Here is a 17569-nt window from a genome sequence, read left to right as displayed (position 1 = left end):
CTCAGTCCATTCCCGGCTTGGTATTGCGCATCTTCTTGACGCCCGAGCGCAGCGACTTGCCCACCAGCCGGCGCTCCTTGGAGGCGCGCGTCGGCCGGGTGGCGATGCGCCGCTTCGGCCGGACCGCGGCGCGCCGGACGAGCTCGACGAGGCGCGCCACCGCGTCTTCGCGGTTCATCTCCTGGGAACGGAAGCGATCGGCCTGGATCACCACCACGCCGTCCTTGGTCAGCCGCGAGCCGACCAGCGGCACCAGCCGCGCCTTGACGTCGGGCGGCAGGTCGGCGCCGGCGAGGTTGAAACGCAGCTCGCAGGCGGTCGAGACCTTGTTGACGTTCTGCCCGCCGGGCCCGGAGGCCCGGACATAGGTCACCGTGATGTCGTCGGGATGCAGCGACAGCGAGGACGTGACTTCGATCATGTCGACCATGCCACGCCCTCCCCCCGGCTCGCGGATCCCGAAGCGATCAGGCCGCCTTGGCGCGCGCGTCGTGGCGGGCCAGGCGCTCGAACAGATAGTCGACCTCGGCGCGTGCCTTGGCCGACAGGCCGGCACCCGGCTTGCGCTGGGCGTCGGAGGCGATCACGCCGCGCTTTTTCATCAGGTATTTGCGCACGGCCAGGCCCGCGCCCGGCTGCTGCTCGTAGCGGACCATCGGCAGGTGGGCGTCGAACAGGTCGTGGGCGGCGTCGCGCTTGCCGGCCTGCTGCAGCTTGACCACGTCGACCAGCATGTCCGGGAAGGCGTAGCCGGTCATCGCGCCGTCGGCGCCGCGCTCGCATTCGAAATCGAGGAACAGGCCGCCATTGCCGCACAGGATCGAGACGTGGCGCATCGAGCCGTCGGCCTCGAAGCCGCGCAGCGTCGAGATCTTTTCCAGGCCCGGCCAGTCCTCATGCTTCAGCATGACGCAGGACGGCAGTTCCTGGATGATCGACCGGATCACCTTGGGCGCCATGACCACCGAGAAGGTGATCGGGAAATCCTGAATGACGAAAGGCACGTCGTCGCCGATCGCATCCACCGCCTGCTTGTAATAGGTGATGATCTGGTCGTCGGTGCGCAGCGTGTTGGGCGGCGCGATCATGACGCCGGCGGCGCCGGCATCCATGACGGTGCGGGCGAGCGAGCGCATATTGGCGAAGCCGGGCGCCGAGACGCCGACGATGACCGGCATGGACGGGCCGGCGCGCTTGATGATGTGCTTGGACAAGGAGACCGATTCCTCCTGGTCGAGCTTCGGGGCCTCGCCCATGACGCCCAGGATGGTCATGCCGGTGGCGCCGCAGGCGCGATAGAAATCGACCATGCTGTCGGTCGATTTCAGATCGATCCGGCCGTCGTCATGGAACGGGGTGGCGGCAATCACATAGACGCCGTTGGCCTTGGTGAGGTCGATGCCGTTCGCCTGCATGGGAATTCCTCTCGTCACGATCTTCGCCGGGGCGATGCCATGAAAAAGCATGCGGGTCAAAGGCGCCCGCCGCAAGGCTTCCATCCCGGCCGGCGTTCAGGCCCGCCTGACCCGCATGGCTGGACGCCGGCCGATGGTCAAGGCGCGCAGCAACCATTCCAGCGGACCATAAGCGAAACGGCGCAGCCACCAGGCGCTGGCGATCACCTGAACGGCGAAGACGGCGAAGGCCAGAAGCAGGACCAGCCAGGACGGCAGCCGGCCGATCAGGCCGAGACCATAACCGTGGAAGATGAAAGCCGAGATCAGCGACTGCAGGAGATAGTTCGACAGGGCCATGCGGCCGGCCGGCGCCAGCACCTGCGCAAGCCGCTGCCCGGGACCGGTCCGGAACAGCAGCATGGCCGCGCCAATATAGCCGCCGGTCAGGAACGGCGCGGTCAGGATGCCCAGCACGAGACCGGGCAGCTCCCATGGCGTGCCGATCCAATAGATCGAGGCCGTGGCATAGAGGGCCGCGGCCGGCAGGCCGATGACAAGGCCGAAAGTGACCAGATGGCCGGCGAGCGAGCGATGGCGGTCGATGTGACGCAACAACTCGTTCCGGCCGGCCACCATGCCGAGGCAGAACATGGCGAGCGCGCAAGGCCCCTGCAGCAGCAGGATCGCCACCCAGGCGCTGGCGAGCTGCCGCAGGTTCTGGCCGATCACCGCCGTGAACGAGCTGCGATAGGCCGTCTCCGCGGCGCGCGCCGCGGCCGCCAGCGCGGTCTTGTCGGCGGTATCGCCGAACACGGCGAGCAGCAGCGCGAGGGCCCCCCAGGCGAGTGTCGTGGCCAGTACCAGCGCCTTCGCGATGGCGAACAGGCGCTCGTCGGGCTGGTGGCGCAGCGCCAGCAGAATGAGGCCGAGCACGGCATAGGTGGTCAGGATATCGCCGTAGAACAGCAGCACGGCATGGACGGCGCCGATCAGCCAGAGGCCGGCCTGCCGGCGCAGAATGCGCGGAATGAAGGCCGCTCCGGCCTGTTCGGCCGACTGCATCTGCAAGGTGAAGCTGTAGCCGAACAGGAACGAGAACATCAGATAGAACTTGGTCTCGAACAGCCAGGAGACCAGCCATTGCACGGCCCGGTCGAAATCCGACGCCAGGGCCGGATCGGCGATGCCGGTGCCATAATAGGCCGAGGCGAAGGCCTTCATGTTGACGACCAGGATGCCGGCGAGCGCAAAGCCTCGGAGGGCATCGACATCGACGATCCGTTGCGTGATTGCGGCGGCCATGGCGTCAGCGTTCGCGCGGCGCGAGAAAGCGGCTGATCAGCAGCCGCAGCGTTGCCGCCTGCTGTTTCGGCCGGAACGTGGGATCGACCGCGACCCGCCCGAAAATGCCGTCGATGAGTGCCCCGATCCAGGTCGCCGCCGCGGCCGGATCGAGGGTCGGGTCGACCTGCCCGCGGGATGCGGCGGACGCCAGCAGCGCGCGCAGCGCCACCTGGATCTCGGCGTCGTTGCGCGCCACCCGCTCGCCGATATCGGCGTCGCGCATGGCCTCGCCGGAAATATCGAGCGCCAGCCGCGCATAGGCCGGGTCTGCCGCCAAGGCCAGGACGATGTCCATGAAGCCGAGCAGCTCGGCGAACAAGTCGTCGGCCTTGATCGCATCCTCGAAATAGGCCGCGGTATCCTGCCGCTCGGCATCGACGATGGCCGCGATGATCGCCTGCTTGTTCGGAAAATAATGGAACAGGTTGCCGGGGCTCATGCCCGCCTCGGCGCAGATTTCCGCAGTGCTGGTGCGGTGGAATCCCTTGGCGCTGAAACAGGCGATCGCCGCCTTGAGGATCTGCTGGCGTTTCGCTTCGTGCTTGCCGGGATCGACCTTGCGCATCGCATCCTCTTCGGACCGGTGACGAATCATTAATAGATAGACTAGTCAGTCTAATAATGACTCAACCACACGGAAGCAAGCCGCGGTTCGCCGCGGTGGCATCGGCGCGTGCAAACCGGCCGGGCGAAGGCACAATCGACCATGGGCCCCAAGGCGTGTCGGCACGGGCAGTCCCGGATCGGCGGCGCGTGGCAGCGCGGGTGCCGGGCGGCATGCGACCCATTCCACGGTCACGAGCCGGCTTTCGATCGATCGATGCCCGCACGTCGCGACTTGTCTCCGCTTCCGTCGGCGCCCTAGAATCGGCTTCGAGCGAGCGCCGCCGAGGGGAGCGCTCCCGCCATCCAGGAGCCGCCATGTCCCGCATCCTCACCGTCGCCGCCGCCCAGCTCGGGCCGATCTCGAAGGCCGAGGGACGGCAAAGCGTGGTCGCGCGGATGATCGCCCTGATGGAGGAGGCGCATGCCAGGGGCGCGCGCTTCATCGTCTATCCGGAACTGGCGCTGACCACATTCTTCCCGCGCTGGTATCACGAGGACCGGGCCGAGGCCGACGGCTGGTTCGAGGCGGCGATGCCGAATGCCGCGACCGAGCCACTGTTCGCCAGGGCCAAGGCCTTAGGGATGGCGATGAGCTTCGGCTACGCCGAGCTGACGCCCGAGGGCCGGCACTTCAACACCTCGATCCTGGTCGATCACACCGGCGGGATCACCGGCAAATACCGCAAGGTGCACCTGCCGGGCCATGTCGACTATGACCAGACGCGCTCGCACCAGCACCTGGAGAAGCGCTATTTCGAGCCGGGTGATCTCGGCTGGCCGGTATGGAATTTCGAAGGCGGCCTGGTCGGCATGGCCATCTGCAACGACCGCCGCTGGCCGGAGACCTACCGGGTGATGGGGCTCCAGGGCGTCGAGATGGTGGTGCTCGGCTTCAACACTCCGTCGGTCAACTCGCAGCGCGGCGGCGAGGGGCTCGAGGACCGGCTGTTCCACCACCGCCTGTCGGTGCAGGCCGGCGCCTACCAGAACTCGACCTTCGTGGTGGCGGTGGCCAAGGCTGGCGACGAGGATGGCAATCACCTGATGGGCGGCACGCTGGTGGTCGATCCCAACGGCAAGATCCTCGGCGAACTCGACCACGAGCAGGACGGCGTGCTGGTGGTCGCCTGCGACCTCGACGAAACCCGCTTCGGCAAGGACACGATCTTCGACTTCGCCAGGCATCGCCGGGTCGAGCATTACGGCCTGATCGTCGAACGCACCGGGGTCGGGGCGCCGCTCGGAACCTAGGACGGACGGCGCGTGGCCGGGCGCTTCCGGCCGGCCGTCTGCGACATTGAGTCCCGGCCCCTGTCGCTCCGTCCCGCCCGCGCCATCTAGCTTGCCTCAGGAGGGGTCACCGACCGGGGTCGCGCATGGTGCTCAAGCCGATCGTCAAGGACTTGAACACGTCGATCGAAAACCTGCGCCTGGCCTGGCGGAAGCCGTGGGTGCGGGTGGCGACCGTGCTGACGGTGATCGGCTACGTCCTTTATGCCTGGGTGCTGTTCCCGACCTATACGGCGCGCGTGCGCATCGGCATGGACGTCACGGTCAACGGCGTGACCCGTTCGACGTCCAACGTGATCGAACTCAAGGCCCGTGTCGGCCCGAGCTTTGCAAGTTCCGGCCGCGCCGCCGACACCGCGATACGGGGCGAGGCGGCGGTCCTGACACTGGGGGCCCGGGCCGCGGTGGTCATGCTGGTCACGCCCCTGCGCAACGGCGCATCCGACTGGATCATCCGCCAGGTCATCGCGGCGATGGGCGGCGACCTGCGCGAGCCGGTCGAGGCCGGTCTCCAGCATGTCGCGGCCCAGTCGCGGCGCTTCGAGTTCAGCTCCGCCACGACCGAAGTCGACGGGCGCGAAGAGCACCCGCTGCAACCGGACGTGATCTTCCTGGCCGACCGGTACAATTTCCAGCCGGACCGCAACGGCGCGGCGGACTGGGCCGAGGTGCCGATCCATCACCCCGACGCGGTGCTCGGGACATCCGGCGCCACCATCGTGCTGTGGGCCGAGACGGTGTCGCGGCTCAGGCCGCTGACCCGCGGCGAGGTGACCGCCAAACTGCCCTTCTTCAATAGCTTCTGGGCCCGCAATCACGTCACGCCGCCGCTGCCTCCGGCGCTCCGGCCGACCAATTTCAAGGTCGATTGAGGCGCCTGCGCGCCGCCGCATCTGCCCGCCGAACGCAGGTCGCTGCCTTGAATCAAGGCAACTCTCCGTCATTGCATGCATGCGGCGAACCGGCTGGCCGACTGAATATCCGCTATTTCCCGGTACCTTAAGCCGCCACGCTGGACTGGCACGGAACTTGGAACGCCTTCGGCAGAGCCACCCGGAGGTCTGCCATGCCCCGCCTCGCCCTTAGCCGCCGCAGCGTCCTAAAGAGCGCGGCGGTTCTTGCCGGCGCGACCGCGCTCACCGGACCGGTCGAAGCCCAGGCCGGCATGCAGCCCCTGCGCATCGGCATTTCGCTTTCGGATGTACCGCGCATGTGGGGCGGTCCGGAGGGCGGTTTCGAAGGCGTCCGCTTCGGTGGCTACATGGTCTTCGATGCCTTGATCAACTGGGATATGACCAGGGCCGACGTGCCGTCGCGGCTGACGCCGGGCCTGGCCGAAAGCTGGCGCGTCGACCCGGCCGACAAGAAGCGCTGGATCCTGACACTGCGCCAGGGCGTGACATTCCATGACGGCACGCCGTTCGATGTCGCCGCCGCGATCTGGAATCTCGACTCGGTGTTCAAGCCGGATGCGCCCCATTACAATGCGCCGCGCTCCGGACTGATCCGGTCGCGGCTGTCATCGCTGGCGAGCTATGAAAAGGTCGATGACCGGACCATCGCCATATCGACGCTGTTCGTCGACGGCGCTTTCCCGTTCCAGCTCGCCTATCTCTGGTTCGCCAGTCCGTCCCGGCTGAAGGAACTCAACGGAGACTGGCAGAAATTCGCGGTGTCGCCGGCCGGCACCGGCCCCTACAAAGTGGTCTCGGTGACGCCGCGCGAGCGGACCGAGCTCGAGGCCAATACCGCCTATTGGGAGCCTGGACGCGTGCCCAGGACGGCGCGCACGGTGCTGATCCCGATCCCCGACGGCAATGCCCGGATCGCGGCGCTGCGCGCCGGCACGATCGACATCGCCGAGACCCTGCCGCCCGACGCCATTCCCTCGCTCAAGGCCGCCGGCATGGCGATCGTGCAGAACTCTTATCCGCATGTCTGGGCCTGGCGCCTCAACGTCAATCCGGGCACGCCCTTTGCCGATGTCCGGGTGCGCAAGGCAGCCAATCTCGCCATCGACCGCGAGGCGATGGTGCAATTGCTGTCGGGCACCGCCGAGCCGGCCAAGGGCAAGGTGCTGCCCGGGGATCCGTGGTTCGGCAAGCCGGGCTTCGACATCCGCTACGACGTCGCGGCCGCCAGGACGCTGATGATCGAAGCCGGCTACGGACCGACAAAGCGTCTGCCGGTGAAGGTCGTCATCGCCTCCGGCGGCGGCGGCCAGATGGTGCCCATGCCGATGAACGAGATGATGCAGGAGAACCTGAAGGACATCTTCATCGATGTCGGCTTCGAGGTGGTCGATTTCACCACCATCATCAACATGCTGCGCGGCGGCACGCGGAGTGACGCGCAGCGCGGCTTTCACGCCCTCAATATCGCGATCCCCTCGATCGAGCCGACCGCCGGCTGGACCATCTATGACAGCGCGCTGACCGCGCCACGCGGCAACAATTGGGGCTGGTACGGCAATCCGGCGGTGGACCAGCAGATCAAGGTGATGCGCGAGGCAGTCGACCAGCCGGCGCAGGACGCCGCCATGGCGCGGCTGCATGAATTGCTGGTCGACGATGCCGCCGCGCTGTTCGTCGTGCATGACCTGAACCCGCGCGGGCTCAGCCCGCGCGTCAAGGGTTTCGTGCAGGCCCGCAACTGGTTCCAGGACTATACGCCGGTGACCGTCGGTCCGGCGGCCTGACCGGTCTCAGAGGCGCAGGCGCCGGAGCGCGGCGACCAGGCCGGAGGTCGAGCCGTCGAGCCCGTCGATCGCGTGAACGCGCCCGGCCACCACCGGCTCCAGTTCGGTCGCCAGTTCCTTGCCGAGCTCGACCCCCCATTGGTCGAAGGCATTGATACCCGATATCGCCGCCATGACGAAGACCTTGTGCTCGTAGAGCGCGATCAGCATGCCGAGCGTCGCGGGATCGAGCTTGCGGTAGAGGAAGGTGGTCGACGGGCGATCGCCGGCAAAGACCCGGTGCGGCGCGAGAGCGGCCGCCTCCTTGGCGCTCAGCCCCTTGTCGAGCGCCTGCGCGGTCGCCTCCTCGAGCGTGCGGCCGCGCATCAGCGCCTGGCTCTGGGCCAGGCAATTGGCGATCAGCAGGTCGTGGTGCTTGCGGCCGCGCTCGTGCGGGCTGGCGGCGATCAGGAAGTCGCAGGGCACGACATCGGTGCCCTGGTGCAGCAGCTGGAAAAAGGCGTGCTGGCCATTGGTGCCGGGCTCGCCCCAGATCACCGGGCCGGTGGCGCGCTCGACCGGGGCGCCGGCCAGCGTCACCGACTTTCCGAGGCTCTCCATGTCGAGCTGCTGCAAATGCGCGGGAAAACGCGCGAGGCGCTGGTCATAGGGCAGCACCGCATGGCTGGCGTAACCCCAGACATTGCGGTGCCAGAGGCCGATGAGCGCCATGATGACCGGCATGTTGCGGGTCAGCGGCGCCGTGCGGAAATGCTGGTCGACCCGCTCGGCGCCGGCCAGGAAGCCCTGGAAGTTGCGCGGCCCGATGGCGATCATCAAGGACAGGCCGATCGCCGACCAGACCGAATAGCGGCCGCCGACCCAGTCCCAGAAACGGAACATGCTCTGTTCGGGAATGCCGAAGGCGTTGACGGCCGCCAGATTGGTCGACACCGCCGCGAAATGATGGCCGACCGCCGCCTCACCCAGCGCCTGGGCGACAAAGGCCCGGGCCGTGGTGGCATTGGTCATGGTCTCGACCGTGGTGAAGGTCTTGGACGAGATGATGAACAGGGTGCGTGCCGGGTCCAGCCCCTTCAGCGTATCGGCCATATGGGCGCCGTCGACATTGGAGACGAAACGCACGCCGAGCCCGCGCTTGGCATAAGGCGAGAGCGCCAGCGTCGCCATGGCCGGGCCGAGGTCGGAGCCGCCGATGCCGATATTGACGACGGTCGAGAAGCGCTTGCCGGTGGCGCCGCGCAGCGCGCCCGAGCGCACCGCGTCGGCGAAGGCGGCGCAACGCTCGCGTTCGGCGGCGACCGCCGGCATGACGTCGCGGCCGTCGACCGGCATGGGCGTGCCGGAGAGGTTGCGCAGCGCCACATGCAGCACCGCGCGGTTCTCGCTGACATTGATCCGTTCGCCGGCGAACATCGCGTCCCGCTTGGCCTCGACCTCGCCGGCGCGGGCAAGCTCGGTCAGGAGCCGCATCGTCTTGGCCGTCACCCGGGTCTTGGAATAATCCATCAGGATCGGCCCGAGCTTCATCGACAGGCGCTCGAAGCGCTTCGGTTCGGCCTCGAACAGGGTCCGGAGCGACGTCGGTTCGAGCGAGCGCTTGTGGTTGTCGAGAACGGCGAAGGCGGCGGCAACGGCGTCGGTCATGGAAGCGAGATTCCGATCTTGGATGCGATTCGCGCGGGGACCATCGTGGCGCATCATGACCTTAAGATGATGAATTGCGGCATGACGCCGTGGCCGCCGCGGCCGCGGCATCCGACGCGAAGACCGCGAAGGCGGCCGCCACCTCGACATAGACGGCGCGCTTGTAGGCAATGACCAAATCCGGCAGGCGCTCGAGCCGTTCCCAGCGCCAGCGATCGAATTCCGGGGGTTCACCTGGCGCGGCGTGCGAGAGATCGATCTCGTCGTCCGATCCGGTGAAGCGGAAGGCGAGCCAGGTCTGCCGCTGGCCGCGCCAGCGGGCGAGCCGGTGCGGCGGGCCGTGATAGGGCGGCCAGTCGTAACTGAGAGCCTGCGGCAGAATGTCCAGCAGGTCGGCGCCGACGACGCCGGTTTCCTCGGCCAATTCCCGCCGCGCCGCCGCCTCGATGTCCTCGTCAGGCTCGATCCCGCCTTGCGGCATCTGCCATTCGAAACCCGGCGCGATGGTTTCGGGTCCGTCATCGCCGGTGCGGCGCGCGATCAGAACCCACCCGCAGCGGTTGAAGAGAGCAATCCCAACATTCGATCGGTAGGTTGCGTCAGCTGCGCACATGAGTAGAACTCCGGATGCGACGATCACGCGTCCGTGATCGTCTCCGCATTCCCTCGTTTTGCATAACTGGGTTGCGCTTGCTATGGCCAGACCGCTTGCCGTGAACCGTCATGACCGCATCAGAGAGCGGGTCGAGCTCTCCGGATCGGCAACGGTGGGCGAGCTCGCCGACGCGCTCTGCGTCTCCCGCGAAACCATCCGGCGTGACCTGAAGATGCTGGCCGATCGCGGCGAGCTGGACATCGTCCATGGCGGCGCGACCCGCAGGCTGACGACCGAGCCGGTCGTCCTGCATCGCCAGGCCGACAATGCGACGGGCAATGCCGCCATCGCCCGGGCCGCCGCGGCGCTGGTCGAGGACGGCATGGTGGTGCTGCTCGATTCCGGCGCCACCGCCCTGCTCGTCGCCGAGGCCCTCACCGTCAAGAGCCAGCTGACGGTGGTCACCAACGGCTTGGCCAATGCGCTGCTTCTGTCGCGTGTGCCCGGTTTCCGGGTGGTGGTGCTGGGCGGCGAGATCGATACCGCCGATCAGGGCTCGGTCGGCATCGACACCATGGACATGCTGAAGAACTACCATGTCGACATCGCCTTCGTGACCGCCGGCGGGCTGACCGCGGATGGCCAGCCGACCGATTTCTGCCGGGTCTGGGCCGAGCAGCGCAAGCAAATGATCGGCGCGGCGAAACGTGCCTATTTCATTGTCGACTCGTCGAAATTCGACCGGCAGATGCCGGTGCGCATCGACGGCCACGACCTGGCCACGGGCATTATCGTCGATACCGCGCCCGCCCGCCACCTGAGCCAGGCCGTGTCGGCCCGCGGGCTCGACATGCTGGTCGCCTGATCCACCGCTCTCAGCCGGCGAGGCGGTGGCCGTAGTCGGTCGGATTGACCGAGACGAGTTCGGCGGTCGCATAGAAAATCAGGATGCCGAGCAGGATTTGCCGGCCGAGCGAGCGGCGCAGACCGGAGGCCGCCAGCACGTCGCCGCGCATCATCAGCCTGGCGTGGTGGAAACGGGCGCTGAAAGCCGAAACCAGCAGCAGTCCGACGAGGGCGAGCTTGGCGATCAGCGCCCAGCCGAACCACGAGCCCGTCAGGTTCCGGACCGAGCCGACGAGATACCAGCTGATCAGCATGCCGCTCGCCAGAAGCAGGATGACCAAGACCGTGGCATAACGCGACCAGACCGCCACCGCCTCGGCCGCCGAATGCGGGTCGCGCCGCAGCGCGACATTGCGCAAGGGGAACAGACTGCCGAACCAGAAGGCGACGGCCGTCAGATGCAGCACGGTGAGCGCCGCCAGCTCCTGGCGCGGCCGATATTGCGTCGTGTGGCCGATGGCGACATAGCTGGCGGCGATCGTCACTGCGCCGATGGCGGCGATGCCGGTGCCCCAGGTCCGGCGCACCAGCGCGAACAGCACCAGGACCAGGCCCCCCATGCGCAGCAGGGCGGCATCGCCGAAACGCGAGCGGACGATGCCGGCATAGATCTCGAAGCGGAATGCCGCCTCGGGCATGCGGGCGAGCGTCAATGCCCGCATCGGCCAGGCGGCAAGCGTCGCGAGCAGGCCGACCAGGACCAGCACGGCCAGCCAGCGCCGCGCCGCGGTCGCCTCCTCGGCGGTCAGCTCGCCGCTCATGAACAGCAGGAACAAGGCGACGCCGGCGCCGCCGAACGTGCCGACATAGCCGGCGGCACGCAGGATCACGGCAAGACCGTTCCAGAGGTCGCCCGAGCCTTGCCATATCTCCAGGATCATTCGGTCTCTCGCCGCGAATCCATTCGTCGCGCCTCAGCTAGCCCGAAATTCGCGCAAGCGGCTACGGTCATGGCCGATCATGGCAGCGGCGGACGGGCGCCGGCACGAAACCGCCAGGCCAGCGCCGATGTCGCGGCAAAGGAGGCGAGCGCGATGCCGAACAGGATGACGAAACCCCAGCGGGGCCCGATGCTGTCGAGAATGAAGGCATAAGCGGTCGGCGCCACGGCGGTGACCACCAGGCCGGGGGTGGCGATGGTCGCGAGCACGCTCGCATAGCCGTGCTTGCCGAACAGCACCAGAGGCACCGCGCCGCGCACGATGGTGACCAGCCCGATGGAAACGCCGAACAGGACCGAGAAGGCCAGCAGCGCCGGAGTGGACGCACCGCCGCCGGCCAGCGGCACGAAGGCCAGCACCAGGATGCCGGTCGCCAGCATGGCGAAAGCGAAGGGATCGAGATTTCGCCCGAAGATCATTTCGGCGAGGCGGCCGAGCGTCTGAAACACGCCGCGGATCGAGGCGATCCAGACGGCGGTGGCGGTGGAGGCGCCGAGCATCACCACGGCGGGAATGAAATGGGCGTTGAGCGCGACGGTGATGAAGGAATTGCAGGCCAGCGCAATGGCCAGAAGCAGGATCGCCGACGACCGGCGCGAGGCCGGCACCAGCGGCTCGGGATCGCCGCCATTGCCGTTCAGGCCGTTGGCCGTGGCCGAAACCGCGCCCTTCTTCGGCAAGGCGAGATGCAGCGGCGTGCACAGGACCAGGACCGCGAGGGCACAGACCAGCCAGGCGGCGCGCCAGCCATGGGCCTCGTTGACATAGTGGCAGATCGGCCAGAACACCGTCGAGGCAAGCCCGCCGAACAGCGCCAGCACGGTGATCGGCCGGCGCGCGGCGGTGCCATGGATCTCGACCAGGGTGGCGAAGGCGGTGTCGTAGAGGGTGAGGCGCGAGGCGAGGCCGAGCACGACCCAGGCGGCGATATAAACGGTCGCCTCGGTCACCTGCGACAGCATGGCGAGGCCCAGCGCCGCCACCACCGACCCCATGGTCATGGTGACGCGGCCGCCACGCTTTTCCAGGAACAGCGCCGCCGGCTTGGCGACGAGGCCGCCGACCAGCAGCGACGCCGAAAACCCCATGAAGATGAAGGTCTGGTTCCAGCCGAGTTCGGCCGCCATCGGTTTCGCCAGCACCGAAATGGCGTAAACGATGGTGCCCCAGGAAATGATCTGGGTGATGCCGAGGGCAACGATGATGAAGGCGGGGGATGCGAACATGGCGAGGTGGCGACAACCTAGCCGAGCCGGCCCGGCTTAGACATCGCCGTTTCGGCAGAGGCCGGCTGCACCGCGCGCTCGGCGCGGCCGGACCGGCGGCTGCACTCAGGACGGCGGCACGAAGGGTTGCACGATCGCCCGGAACGGCTCCAGCGCCTCGCAGCGGGCGGCATGGGCCGCGAGCGCCGGCCAGCGCCGCGCATCGAACAGGCCGGGATTGGCCTCATCGGCGATCCTCAGGACACAGGCGACCGCGATATCGGCATGGCCGATCGCGGTACCGAACCAGAACGGCGTGGCCAGGGCCGCCCGTTCGGCCTCCAGAGCGTCGAGGACGCCGTGGATCTGGGCATACAGGCGATCGACCCAGGGCTGCGACGTCTCGGGATGCAGGATGCGCTCATAGATCAGGCTCACCACCTTGTCGCCGAGACCGGTGGCGAGCGCGCAGATCTTCAGGGCGCGACGCCGTTCGCCGCCGTTATCGGCGATCAGGGCCCTGGACGGGCCGACTTGCTCGTCGAGATGGTCGAGAATGGCCGTGCTCTCGATCAGCACCTCGCCATCGTCGAGAACCAGCGTCGGCACCCGGATGACCGGATTGTAGCGGGCCACCGTGTCGGCATCGCCGAATACCGACCAGGGCCGATGCTCATAGGCCAGGCCATAGAGACGCAGCGCAATGGCGACACGCCGGACGAAGGGTGAATCATATTGACCGATCAGCATCATCGCGGTCGTCTCCGATCGAGGTGTCGGCGAGGCCTGGTTCTCAGCCGGACGATTGCCGGAACCGGATCGCGTTTTCGTCGCGATCAGCGCCGGCCCGCACCCGCGCCGCCGCAGCGGGCATAGACCATCATGCCGTAGCGGCCATGGGCCTCGTCATTGGTGTAGCGGGTAATGAAGGTGTTGGCATCGACGACAATGAGCTCGCGGTTGGCGCGATTGCCGGGTTCGGGATTGCCGGGAGGCACCAGATAGGTCTTGCCGCTGGCCGAAGCGACGCGCAACTCGCTCGGCGCCGCGGCATCGGCGGCATGCATCATGACGCCGCCATTCGGTCCGCGGGCGATGACATAGGGATGGCCGCAGGAGCCGCGCGCGCCGGCGATCGACTTCGCCCGGTCGGCGTCGTTCCAATAGGACACGAAGCCCCAGCGGCCGACGAATTGCTCGGCGTTCTGGGCAAGCGCCGGCGCGGCGGAAAAGACAGCAAGGAGGGCAAGGGCGAGACGGCGCATGACGGGCTTCCGGACGAGACATTCGATGGTCGAGAATTAGGCGAGGTCCGGGGTCCGGCCAAGGCTCCACGCGGCGCAGGACGCATATCGCGGCCGGGCGTGGCCGGGAAACAACGTCGCTTCGCCATGGCGACGGCGACAGTTGCCTTCGCCGGCAAAGCCACTAGGGTCCGACGTCAAAGGCAACGGGCGCACCAGTCGCCCGGGCGCATGATCACGGGAGGTCCGCATGACTGAGGAATTGGGCAAGGCACGGATGTTCGGAGCCCGGGCATTCGCCAGGTCACTGGCGCTGATCGGCGCCCTGGCGATACCGGGCGCAATGATCGCCGCCGGCCCCGCGGCCGCGCAGAATTATCCGAACCGGCCGATCCGCGCGATCGTGCCGTTCGCCGCCGGCAGCGCCACCGACATCGTGGCGCGCGCCTTCGGCGACCGGATGAGCCAGACGCTCGGGCAGTCCCTGGTGATCGAGAACCGGCCCGGCGCCAATGGCATGATCGGCGCCAGCGCCGTCGCCAAGGCCGATGCCGACGGCTACACGATCCTGATCGGCACCAATTCGACCAATGCGGCCGCCCCCGCACTGTTCAACAACGTGCCCTTCGACATGCACCGCGACTTCCAGCCGGTGTCGTTCCTGTGCTCGGTGCCGTTGATCGTCGCGGTATCCAACGACGTGCCGGCCAAGACGCTGGCGGAACTGATCGCGCTCGCCAAGACCCGCACGGACCTGACCTTCGCCTCGGCCTCGGCCTCGCAGCGCGTCTCCACCGAAATGCTGCTGGCCATGACCGGCATCAAGATGACCCACGTGCCCTATCGCCAGGGCCCGGCCGCGATGCAGGACCTGATCGCCAACCGCGTGACGCTGTTCACCGCTGATCTCGGCGTGATGCTGCCGCAGGTGCGCGCCAATACGGTGCGGGCGCTGGCGGTGACATCGACGACCCGTTCACCGCAATTTCCCGACCTGCCGACCGTCGACGAGGCAGCGGGCATCAAGGGTTACGAATTGATCGCCTGGTTCGCCATGTTCACCCCGGCGGGCGTGCCGCCCGACGTCGTCGCCAAGCTCAATGCCGCGGTCCGCGCGGCGGCGACCTCGCCCGAACTGCAGAACGCTCTGACGGCTTCGCTCGGCATGCAGATCGCGCCGTCGTCACCGGAAGAGCTCGCCGAGCGGGTTCGGGTCGAGGCGGTGAAATGGATGGAAGCGGCCGCCGTCGCCGGCATCGAGAAGCAGTGATCCGCGTCGCCACCCGGGCGGATCTCGCGCGCATCGGCGAGATCCGCATGGCGGTTCGCGAAAACCGCCTGAGCAATCCCGACAAGATCGTCGATCAGGTCGCCTGGCTGATCGACCGCGACGGTTTCTGGGTCTGGGATGAGGCCCATACGGTCCTGGGATTTGCGTCGGCCGACCCGCGCGACGGCTCGATCTTCGCCTTGTTCGTCGATCCGGAGTGCGAGGGACGCGGCATCGGCCAGGCCCTGCTCGCCGAAGCCTGCGCCGCGCTGCAGGCCGCCGGCCATGCCAAGGCCTGGCTGACCACGGGCCACGGCACCCGCGCCGAACGTTTCTATCGCCGCAACGGCTGGGCCGAAACCGGCCTGACCGACAATGGCCAGATCATTTTCGAACGGCCCCTCGCCACCTGATCCGGCCGCGCCCGCCATGCCCGGCGCCGTGGCAACGGGGGGGATCATTGGCCGTGATGCCGGTCTCCCCGTCCCCGGCGAACTGCGGTAGAATCGCGACGTCATGACCCGCCATACCGACGACCTCGCCAATGCGATCACTCCGGAGGTGCTGCTCAGGGCTTATGCCTGCGGCATTTTCCCGATGTCGGAAGGCGCCGACGATCCCGGCCTCTACTGGGTCGAGCCGGACCGGCGCGGCGTCATCCCGCTCGACGGTTTCGACGTGCCGTCGCGGCTTGCCCGCACGGTCAAGGGCGAGCGCTTCGAAATCCGCATGGACCACGACTTCGAGGCCGTCATCGACGCCTGCGCCGCACCGGCGGAAGGACGCACGACCACCTGGATCAACGGCCGCATCCGGGCCCTTTACGGCGCCCTGTTCCGCATGGGCCATTGCCACACGGTCGAGGCCTATCAGGACGGACGGCTGGTCGGCGGTCTCTATGGCGTCCGGCTGGGCGCCGCCTTTTTCGGCGAGAGCATGTTCCACACCGAACGCGACGCTTCCAAAGTGGCGCTGGTCCACCTGGTCGCGCGGCTGATCGCCGGTGGCTTCATGCTGCTCGACACCCAGTTCGTCACCGACCATCTGCGCTCGCTCGGCGCGGTCGAGCTGCCACGGCGGCAATATCAGAAGCGGCTCGACGAGGCCGTCGCGACCCAGGCGACCTGGACGCCGGCGCCGCTCGCCCCGCTCGACGCCCTCGCTCTCATTCAGGCGACAAGGACCATCCTGTCATGATCATCCGCCCCGCGACCGATGCCGACGGCGCCAGTCTTGCGCGCCTCATCGCCCGGATCTTCGCGGAATATCCCGGCTGCCAGTTCATCGACGCCGAATTTCCCGAACTCGAGGCGCCCGCCAGCCACTATCGGAACAAGGGCGGCCAATTGTTCGTCGCCGAAAACGACAACGGCCTGGTCGGCTCGCTCGCCGCCGTGATGACCACGGCGCCCGGCGTGGCCGAACTGTTCAAGGTCTATGTCGCCGCCGATGCCCGTGGTTCGGGCCTGGCCCAGCGGCTGTTCGCCGCGGGCGAGGCGCTGGTCCGCGACAAGGGCGCGCGCGACATCGTGCTCTGGTCGGACACCCGCTTCGCCCGCGGTCACGGCTTCTATGAGAAGCTCGGCTTCAGCCGCGAACCGGTGGCGCGCTATCTCGCCGATGTCAGCGAGAGCTGGGAGTTCTGCTTTCGCAAGGCGCTCGCGGGCTGAACCCGAAGGCTCGGCCCGCGTGATCTTGTCTTCGATCGGTGATCAGGCGGCGCGCTTGAGCACCTGGGCGTCCTGGTTGCGCAGCCGGGTGAGATAGAGCGAGGGATAATCGGCAGGCGCCGCCGCCTTGACGCTCGGCCGCGCGGCGAGCGCCGCCCGCCAGGCCGAGACCTTCGGGAACTCCTTGGTCAGGTCGACCCCCGTGGCCGCTTGCAGCGCGTCGATCTGCCGGAAAGCCGGTGCGAAGACGGCGTCGACATAGCTGAAGGCGGGGCCGGCGAAATAGGGGCCGTCGCCCAGCGTGATTTCCAGACGCTGGAACTTGGCGATCGCCGCATCCCTGGCCGCGGCGAGATCGGCCTCGGTCTTGGCGGTGGCGAAGCGAAACAGGTCGCCGAGCACCGTCGAGCCATATTCCATCCAGGCGCGATGCTGCGCGCGCTCCAGCGGATCGGCCGGATGCAGCTTCGGGCCAGAGGCGGTGTCCTCGATATATTCGACGATCACCGAGCTCTCGAACAGGATCGCTTCCTTTTCACCTGGCCGCTCGATCCTCAGCACCGGCACCTTGCCGAGCGGCGAGATGGCCAGGAACCAGTCGGGCTTGTTGGCGAGGTCGATATAGACGACGTCGAAATCGACGTTCTTTTCCTTCAGCGCGATGATCGCGCGCTGGACATAGGGGCAGGTCGGGAAGCTGATCAGCGTGAGCTTGGCCATGGGATCGCTCTCTCGGGGGTCCGTTGTCTCGGGATC

The 17569-nt window shown here is 67.7% G+C and carries 19 protein-coding genes; 8 read left to right on the top strand and 11 right to left on the bottom strand.

The window, feature by feature from the left end; all coding sequences use genetic code 11:
• Position 1: 1 nt before the first annotated feature.
• From arfB to AC07WJ_RS14995, 4 genes are all read right to left on the bottom strand, one after another.
• Positions 2-421 carry an alternative ribosome rescue aminoacyl-tRNA hydrolase ArfB gene (arfB, locus tag AC07WJ_RS15010; RefSeq protein WP_494935611.1) on the bottom strand — a complete coding sequence of 140 codons (420 nt, stop codon included), beginning with the start codon at positions 419-421 and terminating at the stop codon, positions 2-4.
• A 46-nt stretch (positions 422-467) separates the two neighbouring features.
• Positions 468-1400, bottom strand: a complete 933-nt coding sequence (locus tag AC07WJ_RS15005) for a dihydrodipicolinate synthase family protein (RefSeq protein WP_494935610.1) — start codon at positions 1398-1400, stop codon at positions 468-470.
• 111 nt (positions 1401-1511) lie between these two features.
• Entirely contained in the window at positions 1512-2699 is a 1188-nt protein-coding gene (locus AC07WJ_RS15000; protein ID WP_494935380.1) for a DUF418 domain-containing protein, read from the bottom strand.
• Positions 2700-2703: 4 nt separating this feature from the next.
• A complete protein-coding gene (locus AC07WJ_RS14995) occupies positions 2704-3306 on the bottom strand; it encodes a TetR/AcrR family transcriptional regulator (RefSeq protein WP_494935379.1) in 603 nt (200 codons plus the stop codon).
• Positions 3307-3662: 356 nt separating this feature from the next.
• Between AC07WJ_RS14995 and AC07WJ_RS14990 the strand changes: the two genes are divergently transcribed.
• The 3 genes from AC07WJ_RS14990 (at position 3663) to AC07WJ_RS14980 (ending at position 7335) form a co-directional block, all read left to right on the top strand.
• A complete protein-coding gene (locus AC07WJ_RS14990) occupies positions 3663-4598 on the top strand; it encodes an N-carbamoyl-D-amino-acid hydrolase (RefSeq protein ID WP_494935378.1) in 936 nt (311 codons plus the stop codon).
• Positions 4599-4723: 125 nt separating this feature from the next.
• Positions 4724-5509 (top strand): hypothetical protein, encoded by a 786-nt coding sequence (locus AC07WJ_RS14985; protein ID WP_494935377.1) that lies wholly within the window; start codon positions 4724-4726, stop codon positions 5507-5509.
• 194 nt (positions 5510-5703) lie between these two features.
• Positions 5704-7335 (top strand): ABC transporter substrate-binding protein, encoded by a 1632-nt coding sequence (locus tag AC07WJ_RS14980; protein ID WP_494935376.1) that lies wholly within the window; start codon positions 5704-5706, stop codon positions 7333-7335.
• Positions 7336-7341: 6 nt separating this feature from the next.
• Here AC07WJ_RS14980 and pgi read toward each other — a convergent pair whose 3' ends face one another.
• Together pgi and AC07WJ_RS14970 are read right to left on the bottom strand one after the other, a co-directional pair.
• Positions 7342-8982 carry a glucose-6-phosphate isomerase gene (pgi, locus tag AC07WJ_RS14975; protein WP_494935375.1) on the bottom strand — a complete coding sequence of 547 codons (1641 nt, stop codon included), beginning with the start codon at positions 8980-8982 and terminating at the stop codon, positions 7342-7344.
• A 61-nt stretch (positions 8983-9043) separates the two neighbouring features.
• Complete coding sequence (locus AC07WJ_RS14970) at positions 9044-9595, bottom strand: RNA pyrophosphohydrolase (RefSeq protein WP_494935609.1); 552 nt, start codon at positions 9593-9595, stop codon at positions 9044-9046.
• 100 nt (positions 9596-9695) lie between these two features.
• Here AC07WJ_RS14970 and AC07WJ_RS14965 point away from each other — a divergent pair, with 100 nt between their 5' ends.
• The gene (locus AC07WJ_RS14965; protein ID WP_494935374.1) at positions 9696-10442 is read left to right on the top strand and encodes a DeoR/GlpR family DNA-binding transcription regulator; all 747 of its coding nucleotides are present in this window, start codon (positions 9696-9698) and stop codon (positions 10440-10442) included.
• 10 nt (positions 10443-10452) lie between these two features.
• Here AC07WJ_RS14965 and AC07WJ_RS14960 read toward each other — a convergent pair whose 3' ends face one another.
• From AC07WJ_RS14960 to AC07WJ_RS14945, 4 genes are all read right to left on the bottom strand, one after another.
• Entirely contained in the window at positions 10453-11364 is a 912-nt protein-coding gene (locus AC07WJ_RS14960; protein ID WP_494935373.1) for a copper resistance D family protein, read from the bottom strand.
• 77 nt (positions 11365-11441) lie between these two features.
• Positions 11442-12650 carry an MFS transporter gene (locus AC07WJ_RS14955; RefSeq protein WP_494935372.1) on the bottom strand — a complete coding sequence of 403 codons (1209 nt, stop codon included), beginning with the start codon at positions 12648-12650 and terminating at the stop codon, positions 11442-11444.
• Positions 12651-12755: 105 nt separating this feature from the next.
• Positions 12756-13382 (bottom strand): glutathione S-transferase family protein, encoded by a 627-nt coding sequence (locus AC07WJ_RS14950; protein WP_494935371.1) that lies wholly within the window; start codon positions 13380-13382, stop codon positions 12756-12758.
• An 83-nt stretch (positions 13383-13465) separates the two neighbouring features.
• Complete coding sequence (locus tag AC07WJ_RS14945; protein ID WP_494935370.1) at positions 13466-13894, bottom strand: hypothetical protein; 429 nt, start codon at positions 13892-13894, stop codon at positions 13466-13468.
• 229 nt (positions 13895-14123) lie between these two features.
• Between AC07WJ_RS14945 and AC07WJ_RS14940 the strand changes: the two genes are divergently transcribed.
• The 4 genes from AC07WJ_RS14940 (at position 14124) to AC07WJ_RS14925 (ending at position 16813) form a co-directional block, all read left to right on the top strand.
• Positions 14124-15143, top strand: coding sequence for a Bug family tripartite tricarboxylate transporter substrate binding protein (locus tag AC07WJ_RS14940; protein WP_494935369.1), 1020 nt, complete (start codon positions 14124-14126; stop codon positions 15141-15143).
• Positions 15140-15556, top strand: coding sequence for a GNAT family N-acetyltransferase (locus AC07WJ_RS14935; protein ID WP_494935368.1), 417 nt, complete (start codon positions 15140-15142; stop codon positions 15554-15556). The genes AC07WJ_RS14940 and AC07WJ_RS14935 overlap by 4 nt, the downstream gene beginning before the upstream one ends.
• Positions 15557-15659: 103 nt before the next feature.
• Positions 15660-16340: a leucyl/phenylalanyl-tRNA--protein transferase gene (aat, locus tag AC07WJ_RS14930; protein ID WP_494935367.1), complete on the top strand. Its 681-nt coding sequence runs from the start codon at positions 15660-15662 to the stop codon at positions 16338-16340.
• A complete protein-coding gene (locus AC07WJ_RS14925; protein WP_494935366.1) occupies positions 16337-16813 on the top strand; it encodes a GNAT family N-acetyltransferase in 477 nt (158 codons plus the stop codon). Before aat ends, AC07WJ_RS14925 begins: the two co-directional genes overlap by 4 nt.
• A gap of 42 nt (positions 16814-16855) precedes the next feature.
• On the opposite strand, the gene AC07WJ_RS14920 is transcribed toward AC07WJ_RS14925, so the two are convergent.
• Complete coding sequence (locus AC07WJ_RS14920; RefSeq protein WP_494935365.1) at positions 16856-17533, bottom strand: glutathione S-transferase family protein; 678 nt, start codon at positions 17531-17533, stop codon at positions 16856-16858.
• Between the last annotated feature and the right edge of the window lie 36 nt (positions 17534-17569).

The organism is Phreatobacter sp. GW821-FHT04C01 (assembly GCF_059420385.1).
Note: the sequence above shows the minus strand (reverse complement) of the source record. Positions and strands in the feature narration are given on the sequence as shown.